The sequence below is a fragment of the Saccharothrix espanaensis DSM 44229 genome, assembly GCF_000328705.1.
Lineage (GTDB): Bacteria > Actinomycetota > Actinomycetes > Mycobacteriales > Pseudonocardiaceae > Actinosynnema > Actinosynnema espanaense.
In genome coordinates this window covers 1,917,114-1,933,526 of record NC_019673.1, presented here as the reverse complement: position 1 = coordinate 1,933,526, position 16,413 = coordinate 1,917,114, and the positions used below count along the sequence as shown (strand labels likewise).

13 protein-coding genes are annotated in these 16,413 nt (G+C 73.1%); 8 read left to right on the top strand and 5 right to left on the bottom strand.

Going from position 1 to position 16,413, the window contains the following annotated elements; translation table 11 throughout:
• The first annotated feature begins 67 nt into the window (after positions 1–67).
• Positions 68–3,325 (top strand): S8 family serine peptidase, encoded by a 3,258-nt coding sequence (locus BN6_RS09160; RefSeq protein WP_015099298.1) that lies wholly within the window; start codon positions 68–70, stop codon positions 3,323–3,325.
• A gap of 99 nt (positions 3,326–3,424) precedes the next feature.
• Here the strand turns inward: BN6_RS09160 and hemQ are convergent, their stop codons facing one another.
• The 3 genes from hemQ to hemE are packed head-to-tail and all read right to left on the bottom strand — an operon-like array spanning position 3,425 to position 6,606.
• Positions 3,425–4,117, bottom strand: coding sequence for a hydrogen peroxide-dependent heme synthase (gene hemQ / locus BN6_RS09155; protein WP_015099297.1), 693 nt, complete (start codon positions 4,115–4,117; stop codon positions 3,425–3,427).
• 12 nt (positions 4,118–4,129) lie between these two features.
• Positions 4,130–5,557 (bottom strand): protoporphyrinogen oxidase, encoded by a 1,428-nt coding sequence (gene hemG, locus BN6_RS09150; protein ID WP_015099296.1) that lies wholly within the window; start codon positions 5,555–5,557, stop codon positions 4,130–4,132.
• On the bottom strand, positions 5,554–6,606 hold the full coding sequence (gene hemE / locus BN6_RS09145) for a uroporphyrinogen decarboxylase (protein ID WP_015099295.1): 1,053 nt from the start codon (positions 6,604–6,606) through the stop codon (positions 5,554–5,556). Before hemE ends, hemG begins: the two co-directional genes overlap by 4 nt.
• Positions 6,607–6,691: 85 nt before the next feature.
• On the opposite strand from hemE, the gene BN6_RS09140 reads away from it, so the two are divergent.
• Positions 6,692–7,240, top strand: coding sequence for a DUF3000 domain-containing protein (locus BN6_RS09140; protein WP_015099294.1), 549 nt, complete (start codon positions 6,692–6,694; stop codon positions 7,238–7,240).
• A 66-nt stretch (positions 7,241–7,306) separates the two neighbouring features.
• Here BN6_RS09140 and BN6_RS09135 read toward each other — a convergent pair whose 3' ends face one another.
• A complete protein-coding gene (locus BN6_RS09135) occupies positions 7,307–8,479 on the bottom strand; it encodes a dipeptidase (protein WP_015099293.1) in 1,173 nt (390 codons plus the stop codon).
• Between the two features lie 254 nt (positions 8,480–8,733).
• On the opposite strand from BN6_RS09135, the gene BN6_RS09130 reads away from it, so the two are divergent.
• Positions 8,734–9,450, top strand: coding sequence for a response regulator (locus BN6_RS09130; RefSeq protein WP_015099292.1), 717 nt, complete (start codon positions 8,734–8,736; stop codon positions 9,448–9,450).
• A gap of 67 nt (positions 9,451–9,517) precedes the next feature.
• Positions 9,518–10,804, top strand: coding sequence for a ribonuclease D (locus BN6_RS09125; protein WP_015099291.1), 1,287 nt, complete (start codon positions 9,518–9,520; stop codon positions 10,802–10,804).
• Positions 10,805–10,834: 30 nt separating this feature from the next.
• On the opposite strand, the gene BN6_RS09120 is transcribed toward BN6_RS09125, so the two are convergent.
• Entirely contained in the window at positions 10,835–11,536 is a 702-nt protein-coding gene (locus tag BN6_RS09120) for a MerR family transcriptional regulator (protein WP_015099290.1), read from the bottom strand.
• 86 nt (positions 11,537–11,622) lie between these two features.
• Between BN6_RS09120 and BN6_RS09115 the strand changes: the two genes are divergently transcribed.
• The 4 genes from BN6_RS09115 to BN6_RS09100 all read left to right on the top strand — a co-directional run bounded on the left by BN6_RS09115 (position 11,623) and on the right by BN6_RS09100 (position 16,380).
• Entirely contained in the window at positions 11,623–12,519 is an 897-nt protein-coding gene (locus tag BN6_RS09115; RefSeq protein ID WP_015099289.1) for a hypothetical protein, read from the top strand.
• Complete coding sequence (locus tag BN6_RS09110) at positions 12,516–12,965, top strand: ABA4-like family protein (RefSeq protein ID WP_015099288.1); 450 nt, start codon at positions 12,516–12,518, stop codon at positions 12,963–12,965. Before BN6_RS09115 ends, BN6_RS09110 begins: the two co-directional genes overlap by 4 nt.
• An 86-nt stretch (positions 12,966–13,051) precedes the next feature.
• Positions 13,052–14,272 carry a thiolase family protein gene (locus BN6_RS09105; RefSeq protein ID WP_015099287.1) on the top strand — a complete coding sequence of 407 codons (1,221 nt, stop codon included), beginning with the start codon at positions 13,052–13,054 and terminating at the stop codon, positions 14,270–14,272.
• Positions 14,269–16,380, top strand: a complete 2,112-nt coding sequence (locus tag BN6_RS09100) for a 3-hydroxyacyl-CoA dehydrogenase NAD-binding domain-containing protein (RefSeq protein ID WP_015099286.1) — start codon at positions 14,269–14,271, stop codon at positions 16,378–16,380. The genes BN6_RS09105 and BN6_RS09100 overlap by 4 nt, the downstream gene beginning before the upstream one ends.
• The last annotated feature ends 33 nt before the right edge of the window (positions 16,381–16,413 follow it).

Below are 16,413 nucleotides of genomic sequence, written 5' to 3'. Positions count from 1 at the left end.
CTCCGGTGTCGAGCGGCCTCCCGACCGCGCGTTCCACAGCGCGCACAACCAGATTCGGGAGGTATCTGTGTTGAGATCCGGTAAGCGTGGCGCTTGGGGAGCCGCCGCGTTGGCGGTCGGCCTGCTCGTCTCCGGGACCGCCGCGGCCACCGCCGCACCCGGTCCCGGGGCCGGTCCGGTCGAGGCCGGCGGGGCACTCGCCGACGCCGCCAGGACCACGTCCGTCACCCTCGTCACCGGCGACCGGGTCCTGTTCCGCGGGGATCGGCTGGACTCGATCACCCCCGGTGAGGGCCGCGCGGACGCCCGGTTCCAGACCTACCGGCGCGACGGGCGGCTGCACGTCGTCCCGGTCGACGCCCTGGGTCCGCTCGCGCAGGGCAGGCTCGACCCGCGGCTGTTCGACGTGACCGGCCTGGCCGAGGCCGGCTACGACGACGCCCGGCGCGACGACGTGCCGCTGATCGTGACCGGCGACGCCGACCGGCTGCGCGCCGCGGCCGGCCTGCGGGTCACCCGCGACCTGCCGGCCGCCGGCGCGTTCGCCGCCCGCGCGGCCAAGGTCGGCGCGACCGGCCTGTTCGCCGCGCTGGTCGCCGACCCCGGCGTGGCCAAGGTGTGGCTGGACGGGATCCGGCAGACCAGCCTGGACCGCAGCGCCGCCCAGATCGGCGCGCCGACCGCCTGGAACGCCGGGTACACCGGCAAGGGCGTGAAGGTCGCCGTGCTGGACACCGGCGTCGACGCCGCGCACCCCGACCTCGCGGGCGTGGTCGCCGGCAAGGCCAACTTCACCGACGACCCGGACAACACCGACGCCGTCGGCCACGGCACGCACGTCGCGGCCACCATCGCGAGCCGGCACGCCAAGTACCGGGGCATCGCGCCGGAGTCGCAGATCCTCGACGGCAAGGTCTGCTTCATCGGCGGCTGCGCCGAGTCGTGGATCCTCGCGGGCATCCAGTGGGCGGCCGACCAGGGCGCCGACGTGGTCAACCTGAGCCTGGGCGGCGGCGACACCGAGGAGGTCGACCCGCTGGAGGCGGCGATCAACCGGCTCTCCGCCGAGAAGGGCACCCTGTTCGTGGTCGCCGCGGGCAACTCCGGGCGGCCCGGCACGGTCTCCTCGCCGAGCACCGCCGAGTCGGCGCTCAGCGTCGGCGCGGTCGAGCGCGACGACAAGCTCGCCCCGTTCTCCAGCAAGGGCCCGCGCGCGGGTGACGCCGGCATCAAACCCGACCTCACCGCCCCCGGCGTCGACATCGCCGCCGCCAAGTCCGCCGCCGGCGTCATCGGCACCCCGGTCGACGCCACGCACGTCGCCGTCTCCGGCACCTCGATGGCCACCCCGCACGTCGCCGGCGCGGCAGCCGTCCTGGCGCAGCAGCACCCCGACTGGACCGGCGCGCAGATCAAGGCCGCGCTCACCGCGTCCGCCAAGCACAACCCGGCCCTCGGCGTGTTCGACCAGGGCTCCGGCCGGGTCGACCTGGCCAAGGCCATCGCCACGTCGGTGACCACCGACCCGGTCAGCGTCGGCTTCGGGCTCCAGCAGTGGCCCCACGACGACGACGTCCCGGTCACCCGGGAGCTCACCTACCGCAACGCCGGCACCGCGCCGGTCACCCTCGACCTGGTGCTGGAGGCCACCGGGCCGGACGGCAAGCCCGCGCCCGCCGGCGTGTTCACGCTGGGCGCGACCAAGGTCACCGTCCCGGCGGCCGGCACCGCGACGGTCTCGGTCACCGCGAACTCCCGGGTCGGCACGCTCGACGGCGTGTACTCCGGGGCGGTCGTCGCCTCCTCGGGCCTGCGCACCGCCATCGGCATCAGCCGGGAGGTGGAGAGCTACGACCTGGTGGTGAGCTACACCGACGCCGACGGCAAGCCCGGGGACCTCGGCGGCACCCTGCTCATCGGCCTGGACAACGACATCACCGCGTTCCCACCCCGGGTCGCGGGCGTCGCGAGGACCAGGGTGCCCAAGGGCCAGTACCTGCTGCACAACAGCGTGGTCACCGGCGGCAAGGTCGCCCTGGTCGTGCAGCCGCTGCTCAACGTGACCGGCAAGACCACCATCGCGGTCGACGCCCGCACCGCCAAGCCGGTGCGGGTCACCTACCCCGACCCGACCACCGTCCCCAAGATCGGTGACGTCAGCTTCAACCGGTCCTACGGCGGCAAGCCTCGGGTGAGCATCGGCAGCCTCTTCTTCGGCGGGTTCGCCGACACCGTGTCGACGGCCCACCTCGGCCCCGAGGTGCCCGGCAAGGACTTCACCGCCGGCATCCACGCGCACGGCGAGGCACCGCCCGCCGGCGACACCCCGGTCAACTACCGGCTCGCCTGGCTCCAGCACGGCAAGGCGCCCGACGGTTTCACCGCCGCGCCCGGCAAGGACGAACTGGCCAAGGTGACCCAGCAGGTCGTCCGGCACGCGGCGGGCCGCACCTACCGCTACGGCGGCATCCCGGTGCCGCCCGACGGCGGCGGCTCCGGCGGCACCCTGCTGACCGCTCCCGGCGTGGACGGCAAGGCGGTCGACTACGTCCTGGCCGAGGATCTGGCGTGGGACTGGGTCGTGCTCCAGTTCGACAGCACCGACCGGCTGGAGGGCCGGCAGCTCAACCAGGGCAACACCTACCGCGCGGGCCGCGACCACCGGGAGCGCTACTTCCAGCCGGTGCTCTCCCCCGCCCTGGCCCCCGGCGCGCTCAACGCGGCCCGGCTGGGCGACGAGATCGGCTTCGGCGTGCCGCTGTGGAGCGACCACGACGGGGCGAGCGGCGACTACGACGTCACCTCCGCCCGCACCACCGTGTACCGCGACGGCGTGAAGGTCGGCGAGACCACCTACGCGGCCAACGGGCTGTTCAAGGTCCCGCCGGGCAAGGCCGAGTTCAAGGTGGACACCGAAGCCGTCCCGCTCGCGGGCGCCACGGAGTTCTCCACGAAGGTCGCGGGCACGTGGACGTTCCGCTCGGACACGGTGGCGGGCACCGAGTTCAAGCCCGTGGCGCTGACCACGGTCAAGTTCGCGCCGGAACTCGACGCGGCGGGCAGCGCGCCCGCGAACAAGGTGCTGCGGGTGCCGCTCGTGGTGCGGCAGCAGGACGACGCGCCCAACGGCAAGGTCCGCGAGCTGGACGCCGAGGTCTCCTTCGACGACGGCAAGACGTGGAAGGACGTTCCGGTGGCCGGGCGCGCCGCGCTGGTGCGCAACGGTGACGCGGGCGGCTACGCGTCGCTGCGGGTCACGGGCTCGGACAGCAAGGGCAACACGTTCGCGCACACCGTGATCCGCGCGTACAAGATCCGGAAGTGAGCGCGAGGGGGCGTCCCGCGCGGGACGCCCCCTCCGCCGTCACACCAGGTCGGTGGCCGGCCCCGCCGTCACGGCACGGCGGTGGGGCCGGCTCCGCCGTCAGGGCAGGTTGGTGACCAGTTCCGCGGCCGGCAGCCGGGTCCCGGTGTAGAACGGGATCTCCTCGCGCACGTGCAGCCGCGCCTCGGTGCCGCGCAGGTGCCGCATCAGGTCGACGATCCGGTGCAGCTCGTCGGCCTCGAACGCCAGGATCCACTCGTAGTCGCCCAGCGCGAACGACGCCACGGTGTTGGCCCGCACGTCGGGGTAGTCGCGGGCTTCCTTGCCGTGGTCGGCGAGCATCTTGCGGCGGTCCTCGTCGGGCAGCAGGTACCACTCGTAGGACCGGACGAACGGGTACACGCAGATGTACTTGCGCGGCTCCTCGCCGGCCAGGAACGCCGGGATGTGGCTGCGGTTGAACTCCGCCGGCCGGTGCAGCGCGACCTGGCTCCACACCGGCACCGAAGCGCGGCCCAGCGCGGTCCGCCGGAACCCGGTGTAGGCGGCCTGGACCTGCTCGATCTCCTCGGCGTGCCACCAGATCATGAAGTCGGCGTCGGCCCGCAGCCCCGCCAGGTCGTACACGCCGCGCACCACGACGCCCTTGGCCGCCAGGCCGTCGAGGTAGTCCTGCGCCTCGGCGGCGGCCGGGCCGCGGTCGTCGGGCAGCCGGCCGGGCTCGACCCGGAACACGGACCACATGGTGTAGCGGATGGAGTCGTTGAGTTCGTTGTAGTTCAGGCGGGCCATGCCCTCATCCTCTCACCCGGCGTCCCGTACCCGGCCGAGCACGTGTGCGGCGACACGGGCCGCCGCCGCGTCCCCGGTGGCGATGCACGCCGGGACGCCCACGCCGTGCAGGGTCGCGCCGGCGACGGCCAGCCCGGGCGCCTCGGCCACCGCGTCCTCGATGCCGCGCACCACGTCGAGGTGGCCCACGCCGTACTGCGGCAGGCCGCCGCCCCAGCGGGTCACCACGACGTCGAGCGGCGCGGCCGTGACGCCGGTCAGCTCGGCCAGGTCGGCCCGGACCGCCGCCACCAGGTCCTCGTCGTCGCGTTGCAGCGCCTCGACCTCGCCGTGCCGGCCGACGCTGCCGCGCACCAGCACCGGGCCGCCCGCCAGGTGCGCCCACTTGCGGCTGGAGAAGGTGAACGCCTTGGCGGTGAACGGGGTGCCGTCGGCGTACCGCTCGCCCTCGGCCAGCAGCACGCCGGAGCGCTCCGGCAGCTCCGTGCCCGGCGGCAGCGCGAGCGCCACCACGGCCATCGACGCCACCTCCACCTCGGCGAACCCCTTCGACGCGCCGGGCACCGCCTCGGCCAGCAGCTTGCGGGCGGCCGGCGCGGGCACGGCCAGCACGACGCCGTCCACGTCCAGGTGCGCGGGCGCGGAGGCCGAGCCGATCTCCAGCCGCCAGCCCTGCTCGCGGCGGGCCAGGCCGCGCACCGGCTGACCCAGCCGGACCTCCGCCCCGGACAGCTCGGCCAACCGGGCCACCAGCACCGACAGGCCACCGGCCAGGGTGCCGAACACCGGCGGCTTGCGGCCGTGCGGCTGCGGCGGGGCGGGCATGGTGGTCGCGGCGGCGGCCAGCAGCGACCCGACGCCGGAGTCCAGCGCGGTGGCCAGCTGCGGCATGGTGGCGCGCAGGCCCAGCGCGTCCGGGCGGCCCGCGTAGACGCCGCCCAGCAGCGGCCCGACCAGCCGGTCGCCGACCTCGGGCCCGAACCGCTCGCGCAGCAGCGGGCCCACCGCGACGTCCGCGCCGGCCAGCTCGATCGGCGGCAGCGCGGGTTCGCCGGCCACCCGGCGCAGCCCGTCGGCGCTGAGCACCTGCCGGACGGCCTCGACCGACGCGGGCACGCCGAGCATGGTGTGCGCGGGCACCGGCCGCACCCGGCCGCCGGCCCGGATCGTCGCGGGCACCCCGGTCGGGTGCACCAGCCGCCCGGCCAGGCCCACCTCGGCGACCAGCTCGGCCGCTTCGGGGCGGCGGTGCAGGAACGCCTCCGCGCCCACGTCGTAGGCCAGCCCGCCGACCTCGCCGGTGCGCAGCTTGCCGCCCAGCCGGGAGGTCTGCTCCAGCACGGTGACCCGGGCCCGCCCGCCGAGCAGGCAGCGCAGCCGGTGCGCGGCGACCAGGCCGGAGATACCGCCACCGACCACCGCGACGTGCAGCGCTCTCATCGTTCCCGGTGCACCCACTCGACGGCCCGGGTGATCACGTCCGGATCGGTGTCCGGCAGCACCCCGTGGCCCAGGTTGAAGATGTGCCCGGCCGCGGCCCGGCCCTCCTCGACGATCCGGTCGATCTCGCGGCGCAGCGCGGTGTCGCCCGCGAACAGCAGCGCCGGGTCCAGGTTGCCCTGCACCACCGGCTTGGGCAGGTGCGGCGCGGCGGCCTCCAGCCGGCGCACGGCCACGTCCAGCGGGGTGCGCCAGTCGACGCCCACCACGTCCGCGCCCGCCTCGCGCATCGCGGGCAGCAGCTCGCCGGTGCCCACGCCGAAGTGGATGCGCGGCACGGTGGTGATCGTCTCCAGCACGCGGGTGGAGTGCGGCAGCACGAACTCGCGGTAGTCGCGCTCGGACAGCGCGCCCGCCCACGAGTCGAACAGCTGCACGGCCTTGACGCCCGCCTCCACCTGCACCCGCAGGAACTCCGCGGTCAGGTCGGCGATCTTGCCCAGCAGCGCGTGCCACAGCTCCGGGTCGGCGTGCATGAGCGCCTTGGTGCGCTCGTGGTTCTTGCTCGGCCCGCCCTCCACCAGGTACGAGGCCAGCGTGAACGGCGCGCCCGCGAACCCGATCAGCGGCACGTCGCCGAGTTCGGCGTTGAGCAGCTTGATCGCGTCCGCGACCGGCTGGACCTGCTCGGCCGTCAGCACCGGCAGCGCGTCGACGTCGGCCCGACCGGCGATCGGCTTGGCCACGACCGGCCCGGTGCCGGGCACGATGTCGAGGTCGACACCGGCCGCCTTGAGCGGCACCACGATGTCGGAGAACAGGATCGCGCCGTCCACGTCGTGCCGGCGCACGGGTTGCAGCGTGATCTCGCAGACCAGCTCCGGGTCCAGGCACGCGGCCAGCATCGACGTGCCTTCGCGCAGCTTGCGGTACTCCGGCAGGGACCGCCCCGCCTGCCGCATGAACCAGACCGGGGTGCGCACCGGGACGCCGCCGCGCGCGGCGACCAGCAGAGGTGCGGTGGTGTTGTCGCTCATCTCGTCCTCCATGCTCCCACGACCCGCCGGCCGCCCGCTGTCCGGTCCCGGCGCGCCGCGCTCACTCAACGGGGTTCAGGGGCATACAGTCCGTGGTGTGACCGGACTGGCGGCGGAGCCCGAACTGTTCCGGCGGGCGGTGGCGACGCTCAAGTCGGTGCGAACCCGACCCGAGCTGGAGCCGACCGAGGTGCGCCCGCCGCAGCGCTTGGCGCCCTGGGCGTTCGCGCTGACCGCGGAGGCCACCGGCCCGTCCGACGAGCTGTCCACCGGGCGGCTGGTGCTGCTGCACGACCCGGACGGTGTCGAGGCGTGGTCCGGGGTGTTCCGGCTGGTGGCCTACGTGCGGGTGGAACTGGACCCGGAGCTGGCCGCCGACCCGCTGCTGCCCGAGGTCGGCTGGTCGTGGCTGGTGGAGGCGCTGGAAGTGGCCGGGGCGGGCTTCCTGGCGCTGGGCGGCACGGTGACCCAGACCTCGTCGGCCCGGTTCGGCGACATCGCGGGCCCGGCCCGCACCGACGACCTCGAACTGCGCGCCTCGTGGACCGCCCGGGACGCCGAACTGGCCGCCCACGGCACGGCGTTCTACGAGGTCATGGCCACCGCGGTCGGCCTGCCGCCGGTCGGCGTGAGCACCCTTCGCTGACCGGCGCCGCCGCTGCGCCGACCGGCCGTGGCAGACCGTGTCCACCACGGCCGGGCCTGCCGACCTTCAGCCTTCCTTGACGTCGTCGTTGTCCCGCAGCACGCGCAGCGCGTTCCCGCCGGCGAGCTTGGCGCAGTCGTCCTCGCTCCACCCGCGCTCCAGCAGCGCGCCGATGAGGTTCGGGTACGAGGAGACGTCCTCCAGCCCCTCGGGCTGCGACGGCACGCCGTCGTAGTCGCCGCCGAGCCCGATGTGGTCGATCCCGGCGACCTCGCGCGCGTGCTCGACGTGCGCGACCACGTCGTCCAGCGTCGCCGTGGGCGGCTCGACCTCCCACTTGCGCGCGAAACGCTCGCGCTCCCGCATGTCGTTGTGGCTGAGCCCGGCGGCTGCCATGGCCTCCTTCAGCTGCCGGTCCCACGCCACGTGGGCGGGAGAGACGAAGGAGGGCACGAAGGTCACCATGCACACGCCCCCGTTGCCCGCGAGCCGCTCCAGGACGGCGTCGGGCACGTTGCGCGGGTGGTCGGCGACCGCCCGGCAGGACGAGTGGGTGAACAGCACGGGCAGGCTGGAGGCGTCCAGCGCGGCGTTCATGGTCGTCTCGGCGACGTGCGACAGGTCGACGATCATCCCGACCCGGTTCATCTCGCGCACGACCTCGACGCCGAACGGCGTCAGCCCGCCGTGCTCGGGGGTGTCGGTCGCCGAATCGGCCCACGGGGTGTTCTCGTTGTGAGTGAGCGTCATATAACGGACGCCGAGCCGGCGCAGCGCCCGCAGCGCGCCCAGCGAGGAGTTGATGCTGTGCCCGCCCTCGGCCCCCAGCAGGGAGGCCGTCCGGCCGGACCGGAACACCTCCCAGGCCTCGTCGGCGGTCGTGGCGAACCCGAGGACGTCCGGGTAGCGGGCGCACAGCTCCCGGACCAACTCCGCCTGCTCCAGCACGGCGGTGACGGCTGCGTCGCCCGCGAGGGAGCACGGGACCCACACGGACCAGAACTGCATCCCCAACCGGCCCTGCCGAGACCGCAAAAAGTCGGTCTGGAGGGCGGGCTGGAGTACCCGGAGGTCCACCTGTCGGGCACCTGAAGACCCGTCGCCGGCCGTTGACTTTTCACCGATATGCGGCTGCGCGACAAGCTCGCGCAGCGCCCAGGGGAGGTCGTTGTGCCCGTCGACGAGGGGCACGCGGGCCAGCAGATCCTCGGCCCGGCCTCGCAGTGTGGTGCTCGCCACCGGCAACTCCTATGTGTCGTCGTGAGAGGAACTCGCGTTACGCGCCCTATCCAGTTGTCAGCCGATCGTGTGACAACAGGGGCCATCAGTGACAACTCATTCGGGATAGATACCCGATTGATCGTCCCGTAGACCCGCTTGGGCGGCTACGCTGCCCCAGACGACACCACTTTCGGTCGATCAGTGGCGCGGCTGATTGGACGAAAGTCCCGGTGCCGGTCGGGGGGCACGACCGACTCCAGGGAGGTAGTGACGTGGCTGCCGTCGGCTTAGGTCAGGCCGTTCGTACCACGCCAGCCGGCTCGTTGCCGGCGAACATGGTCCCGCACCCGCGGGAGGAGCTTTTTTCAGTGCTGGTGGTCGACGACCACCCACTGCTGAGGGAGGCGATATCGGCTCGGCTCACCCAGATGGGAGCCGGGACAGTGCATGAGGCGGCTTCGGTCGCGGAGGCTCGGGCGCGGGCACTCGCAACCGGACCGTGCGATCTCGCGATCCTCGATCTGGGTCTGCCGGACGGCACCGGCATCGACCTGGTCACGGAACTCCGTGCCCAGGGCTGGCCCCGCATCGTGGTCCTCGCGTCCTCCGACGACCCCTACGCGGTCAGGTCGGCCTTCCAGGCGGGCGCCCAGGCGTACCTCCTGAAGTCCGCCTCGCCGATGGTGGTCACCGACGGGGTGCGCAGGGTCCTCGACGGCGGCGTCTACGCAGATCCGAGCGTCGCGCCCGTGCTTGCCGCGGGCACCCGGGTGCCGGGCACCGACAACACGCCGCGGGAGCTCTCCGCGCGTGAGGTCGAGGTCCTCCAGCTGGTCGCCGATGGCCAGAGCAACAAGGAGATCGGCGAAGCGCTCAGCCTTTCCGCGCTGACGGTGAAGTCCCACCTGTCGCGGATCGGGCGCAAGCTGGGCACCGGGGATCGGGCTCAGATGGTCGCGCTGGCCATGCGTGCCGGCGTGATCCGCTGACCGGGTCGCCACACTGAACGGGCCGAACACACCCGCGAGTGGTGCGTTCGTCGTAGGGTCTTCCGCCGTGGACGTACCCTCCGACGAGCCAACCGAACCAACCGGAGCTGATCCGGTCCCGCTGACGGAACCCGCTGATGGGGTTCCGCCGGTCGTGGCCGACGCTCAGGCGCTCCGGCGTGCCGCTGACGCGCTCGCCGGAGCGACCGGTCCGGTTGCGGTGGACACCGAGCGAGCCTCGGGATACCGCTACTCGCAACGCGCTTACCTGGTGCAACTGCGCCGGGCGGGCGCCGGGACCGTGCTGGTCGATCCGATCGCCCTGGGCGGTCGGCTCGACCCGCTGGTCGAGGCGCTGGACGGAACGGAGTGGGTGCTGCACGCGGCGTCGCAAGACCTGCCGTGCCTCGCCGAACTCGACCTCCGCCCGAGCGTGCTGTTCGACACCGAGCTGGCGGGCAGGCTGGCCGGTTTCGAACGGGTGGCGCTGGGCACGCTCGTGGAGCGATTGCTCGGTTATCGGCTGGAGAAGGGGCACGGCGCGGCCGACTGGTCGCGCCGGCCCCTTCCCGCGGACTGGCTGAACTACGCCGCCCTCGACGTCGAGCTGCTCGTGGAGCTGCGCGACGTCCTGGAGGCGGAGCTCAAGAAGCAGGGCAAGCTCGAATGGGCCCTGGAGGAGTTCGAGGCCGCCCGCACCGCTCCGCTGCCCAAACCGAGGGCGGAGCCGTGGCGGCGCACCTCGGGCATCCACCGCATCCGCAGCCCGCGCCAGCTCGCCGCCGTGCGCTCCCTCTGGGAGACCCGCGACGCGCTGGCCCGGGAACGCGACATCGCACCCGGCCGGGTGCTGCCGGACAGCGCGCTGGTCGAGGCCGCCGTCCGCAACCCGCCCGACGAGGCCGGCCTGCTGGCCCTCCCGGTGTTCCGGGGCCGGGCCCAGCGGCGCATGGTCGCCGTGTGGCTGGGCGCGCTGCAACGCGCCGCCGCCCTGCCGCGCGCCGAACTGCCGGAGACCTCCCAGCAGCACGACGGACCGCCGCCGGCGAACCGGTGGTCGGACAAGGACCCGGCCGCGGCGGCCCGCCTGGCCGCCGCCCGCACGGCGCTGACCGCCGTGGCCGAGGCCAACACGCTGCCGGTGGAGAACCTGCTGCTGCCCGACCTGGTGCGGCGGACCTGCTGGCAGCCGCCGGCCGACACGTCGACCGAGGGCGTGGCCGCGGTGCTGCGCGAGGGCGGGGCGCGCGACTGGCAGGTCGGGCTCACCGCCGGGCCGCTGTCCCAGGCGCTGTCCCAGGCGCAATCCCAGGCGCTGTCCCAGGCGCAGCCCGAACCACCCCCGACGAGCTGACCGACGCGGGCCGCCCCACCCGGCGGCCCGCTACTCGTCCTCCACGCACCCCGGCTCGGCCGGTCCCGGCTTCCCGGACCCCAGCCCGACCGCGGCCGGCTTCCCGGGCTCGCGCTCGACCGGGTCGCGGCGGCTCGACAGCTCCCGGCGCGCGAGCCGGCGCACGGCGACCAGCGCCGCGTCGCCCAGCACGGTCCCCACGGCGACGATCTCCATGGCGGCGTCCTTGGTGGGCGCGGTCATCACGTAGTCCAGGTCCTGCGCGGCCAGCGGTTCGCACGCCCGCGCGTAGCCGTCGAGCTGGTCCGGGAACGAGTCCAGGCCGATGTCCCGCGCGGACGCCAGCACGCCCACCAGCGACTGGAACGCGTGCGACCGGGGCCGGTAGGCCCACCCCTGGCGGGTGACGAACTCCCGCGCCTGCTCGTACGCCACCTCGTCGTCGGAGACCAGGCCGGTCCCGACGACGGCGGTCTCCACCGTCCCCATCGCCCTGTGCAGGGACTTCTCCGGGTCGTCCAGCGCGCCCAGCACGTCGCGCACGGCCGCGATGGACAGCCCGCCGACCTCCACCATGGCGCGCACCAGCCGCAGCCGGTGCAGGTGCCCTTCGCCGTAGTGGGCCTGGTTGGGGCTGGTCAGCTCGCCGGCCGGGAGCAGCCCCTCCCGCAGGTAGTACTTGATCGTCGGCACGGGCACGCCGGTCTGGCGGCTCAGCTCAGCGATGCGCATGACCCTCTTCCTGAGACATCTCTCAGTATGGATACTGTAGCTATCCGATAGTAGGAAGTGCTGCTATCCATCCCTAGGAGCCGATTGTGCCCCGCTTCGTCAAGTGGCACCCGCCACTGGTGCTGTTCACCCTGCTCATGACAGCTGCCACCGTCGTCTCGCTGGTCGGCCTGGTCGTGGACGACCGCATTCTGGTGGGGTCCCCGATCTGGTTCAAGCCGTTCAAGTTCGGCATCTCCCTGGCGCTCTACGGTGCCACGCTGGCCTGGATGCTCACCTTCACGACCCGGCTGCGGCGCACCACGTGGTGGGCGGGCACGGTCGTGGCGGTCGGCGGCACCGCCGAGATGGTGATCGTCGTCGGCCAGGTCCTGCGCGGCAAGCAGAGCCACTTCAACGCGACCACCCCGTTCGACGCGGCGCTGTTCGACATCATGGGCGTGACGATCGCGTCGATCTGGGCGATGCACGCGCTGATCGCCGCGGCGCTGCTCCGGTCGAGGTTCACCGACCGCACGACCGGCCTGGCGATCCGACTCGGCCTGCTGCTCGGCCTCGTCGGACTCGCCCTCGGCGTGCTGATGGCCGGCCCGACCGACGTCGAGGGCATCATCGGCGCGCACACCGTCGGCCTGCCCGACGGCGGCCCCTACCTGCCGGTCACCGGCTGGAGCACGGCCGGCGGCGACCTGCGGGTGCCGCACTTCGTCGGCATCCACGCCCTGCAGGTGATCCCGCTGCTCACCCTGGCGTTCGGCCGGCGCGCGAACACCAGACTGGTGTGGGTGCTCACGCTGTCCTACGCGGGCCTGGTGACGCTGGCGCTGTGGCAGGCGCTGCGCGGCCAGCCGGTGTTCCGCCCGGACACCACCACCCTGCTCGCGCTGCTGGGCCTGGCCGCGGCGACGGTGGCCGCGGCGGGGTGGGCGCTGCGCGGGCGTCCCGTGCCGACCGGGTCCGCGAAGGAGACCGTGGCCGCATGACCGGGTTCCTGTTCGAGATCACGTTCTGGCTGACGGTCCCGTTCTGGGCCCTGATGGTCTTCGCGCCGAAGTGGCGGGCGACCTCGCGGATCATGTCCTCGCCGCTGATCGCCGTGCCGCCCCTGGTGGTGTACACGGTGCTGGTCGTCGGGCACCTCCCGGAGCTGTGGGCCACCATGAGCAGTCCGCGACTGGACACGGTGAGGGAGTTCCTGAACACGGCATGGGGCGCGTCGGCGGTGTGGGCCCAGGTGCTCGCGTGGGACCTGCTGGTCGGCGCCTGGATGTACCGGGAGGGCAGGCGGCTGGGCCTGCACCCGCTGCTGATGGGGCCGCTGCTGGTGTTCACGATCATCCTCTCGCCGTTCGGCTTCGCGCTGTTCCTGGCCATCAGGGCGTTCTGTGACACACCCGACAGGGCGACCACGGTGGTTACCGATGAGTAACATGGGCTAGAGTTGGGGTTACCGATCGGTAGGAGTCGCGCCGCCGGCCGGTGGATCGACCCGTCACCACAAGTGGAGGAGACGCCGTGGCCGCACCAGTAGCGCCGGCACGCGTTCGAAACGTGGTCTTCGTGGACGGCGTGCGCACGCCGTTCGGCAAGGCCGGCCCCAAGGGAATCTTCGCGGAGACGCGTGCCGACGACCTGGTGGTCAAGGTGATCCGCGAACTGCTGCGGCGCCACCCCGAACTGCCGCCCGAGCGGGTGGACGAGGTCGCCATCGCGGCCACCACCCAGATCGGCGACCAGGGCCTGACCATCGGCCGCACCGCGGCGCTGCTGGCCGGCCTGCCCAAGTCCGTGCCCGGCTACTCCGTCGACCGGATGTGCGCCGGCGCGATGACCGCCGTGACCACGGCCGCGAGCGGCATCGCGTTCGGCGCGTACGACGTGGTGATCGCGGGCGGCGTCGAGCACATGGGCCGGCACCCGATGGGCGAGGGCGTCGACCCCAACCCGCGGTTCCTGTCCGACCGGATCGTGGACCCGTCCGCGCTGGTCATGGGTTCGACGGCGGAGAACCTGCACGACCGGTTCCCGGCCATCACCAAGGACCGCACCGACGCCTACGCGGCGGCGTCGCAGGCCAAGTACGCCGACGCGGTGAAGAACGGCAAGATCGGCCCGGAGTTCGTGCCGGTCGCGACCCGGTCCGCCGAGCACGGCTGGGGCCTGGCCACCGCCGACGAGCCGCCGCGCCCCGGCACCACCGTCGAGGACCTGGCCAGGCTCAAGACGCCGTTCCGCCCGCACGGCCGGGTCACCGCGGGCAACGCGGCGGGCCTCAACGACGGCGCGACCGGCTGCATCCTGGCCGACGAGGACACCGCCCGCGAGCTCGGCCTGCCGGTCGGGATGCGCCTGGTCGGCTACTCGTTCCTGGGCGTCGAACCCGAGGTCATGGGCATCGGCCCGGTGCCCGCGACGGAGAAGGCCCTCAAGCGCGCCGGCCTGACCATCGACGACATCGGCCTGTTCGAGATCAACGAGGCGTTCGCCGTGCAGGTGATCGCGTTCCTCGACCACTTCGGCATCGCCGACGACGACCCGCGGGTCAACCAGTGGGGCGGCGCGATCGCCACCGGCCACCCACTGGCCTCCTCCGGCGTGCGGCTGATGACCCAGCTCTCCCGGCAGTTCGCCGAGCGCCCCGACGTGCGCTACGGCATCACCACCATGTGCATCGGCATCGGCATGGGCGGCACGGTCATCTGGGAGAACCCCCACTGGAACGGAGACGCCAAGTGACCACGTTGACCGCCGACGAGGCCAAGGCCCTGTTCCCCGACGAGGTCGTCACCGTCGCGCGCACGCGGCTGGTCAGCGTGCCCGGCGTGACCGGCCAGGTCGCCCTGATCACGCTGGACAACGGCCACGACCACACCCGCCCGTCCACGTTCGGCCCGCAGTCGCTGGTGAGCTTGAACGCGGCGTTCGACGAGGCCGTCGCGGCGTCCCCGGCCGCCATCGCGGTGACCGGCAAGCCGTTCGTCTTCGCGGTGGGCGCGGACCTGACCGCCGTGGAGAACGCCTCCGGCCGGGACCAGGCGCTGGCCATCGGCAAGCTCGGCCACGACGTGTTCCGCCGGTTCACCGAGTCGACCGTGCCGACCTTCGCGTTCGTCAACGGCGCGGTGATGGGCGGCGGCCTGGAGCTGGCGCTGTCCTGCCACTACCGGACGCTGGCGTCCAACGCGGCGGCCATCGCGCTGCCCGAGGTGTTCCTGGGCCTGTTCCCGGCCTGGGGCGGCACCCAGCTGCTGCCGAACCTGATCGGCGCGAACGACGCGGTCACCGTGATCTTCGAGAACGCGTTGAACCAGAACCGGATGCTCAAGCCCCGGCAGGCGCTGGACCTGGGCATCGCGGACGTGCTGTTCGACTCGGCGGACTACCTGGAGCAGTCGCTGCTGTGGCTGTCCTCGGTGGTGCGCGGCGACGTCACGCCGGCCCGCCGCGAGATCGACCGCGGCGCGGCGTGGGACGCGGCCGTGGCCCGCGCCCGCGCGATCGTGGACGGCAAGACCAAGGGTGCCGCGCCGGGCGCGCTGCGGGCGCTGGAGATGCTCGAACTGGCCCGCGCCAACGACCTCGACGCGGGCTACGCGGCCGAGACCGAGGCGCTGGCCGACGTCGTGATGAGCGACGAGCTGCGCGCCGGGCTGTACTCGTTCAACCTGGTGCAGAAGCGGGCCAAGCGGCCGGCGGGCGCGCCGGACAAGTCGCTGGCCCGCAAGGTCACCAAGGTCGGCGTGGTCGGCGCGGGCCTAATGGCCTCGCAGATGGCGCTGCTGTTCGCGCGCCGGCTGGAGGTGCCGGTCGTGCTGACCGACATCGACCGGGCACGGGTGGACAAGGGCGTCGGCTACGTGCACGGCGAGGTCGACAAGCTGCTGGCCAAGGGGCGGGTGTCGCCGGACAAGGCGAACCGGCTCAAGGCGCTGGTGACCGGATCGCTGGACAAGGCGGCGTTCGCCGACGCGGACTTCGTCATCGAGGCCGTGTTCGAGGACCTGGACGTCAAGCGGAAGGTCTTCGCCGAGGTCGAGGAGTTCGTCTCGGCCGAGGCGGTGCTGGCCACCAACACCTCGTCGCTGTCCATCACCGAGATGGCCGCCGGGCTCAAGCACCCCGAGCGGGTCGTCGGCTTCCACTTCTTCAACCCGGTGGCGATCATGCCGCTGCTGGAGATCGTGCGGGCCGGGCAGACCGACGACGCCACGCTGGCCACCGCGTTCGCCGTGGGCAAGCAGCTCAAGAAGTCGTCCGTGCTGGTCAAGGACGCGCCCGCGTTCGTGGTCAACCGGCTGCTGACCCGGTTCATGGGCGAGGTCGTCAAGTCCGTCGACGAGGGCACGCCGTTCGAGGTGGCCGACAAGGCGACCGAGCCGCTGGGCCTGCCGATGTCGCCGCTGGTGCTGCTGCAACTGGTCGGCGCGCCGGTCGCGCTGCACGTCGCGGAGACCATGCACGGCGCGTTCCCCGACCGGTTCGGCGTGTCGGAGAACATGAAGGCGTTCGTCGCGGCGGGCAAGAACGCCGTGTGGCAGTGGGACAGCACCGGCAAGCAGGCGGTGGACCCCGAGGTGCAGGCGCTGTGGCAGTTCGGCGACAAGCCGCTGACCGGTGAAGAGGTCAAGGCGCGCGCGCTGGAGGCGTTGGCCGAGGAGATCCGGCTGATGCTGGACGAGGGCGTGGTGGCCGAGGTGCAGGACATCGACCTGTGCATGATCCTCGGTGCCGGCTGGCCGTTCTGGCTCGGCGGCATCACCCCGTACCTCGACCGGTCGGGTATCTCCGAAAAGGTGACGGGCAAGAGGTTCCTCGCCCCGGGCGTGGCCTCCGTACCCGCCTGACCTGCGTTGTCCGTGACGCGCCCGGTTTCCCCC

Coding starts and splice junctions, on each gene's coding strand:
- hemQ (WP_015099297.1), bottom strand. CDS start 4,117: ATGGCCCGCCTGAACTACAACGAACTCAACGACTCCATCCGCTACACC.
- hemG (WP_015099296.1), bottom strand. CDS start 5,557: ATGAGAGCGCTGCACGTCGCGGTGGTCGGTGGCGGTATCTCCGGCCTG.
- hemE (WP_015099295.1), bottom strand. CDS start 6,606: ATGGAGGACGAGATGAGCGACAACACCACCGCACCTCTGCTGGTCGCC.
- BN6_RS09120 (WP_015099290.1), bottom strand. CDS start 11,536: ATGCGCATCGCTGAGCTGAGCCGCCAGACCGGCGTGCCCGTGCCGACG.
- BN6_RS09110 (WP_015099288.1), top strand. CDS start 12,516: ATGACCGGGTTCCTGTTCGAGATCACGTTCTGGCTGACGGTCCCGTTC.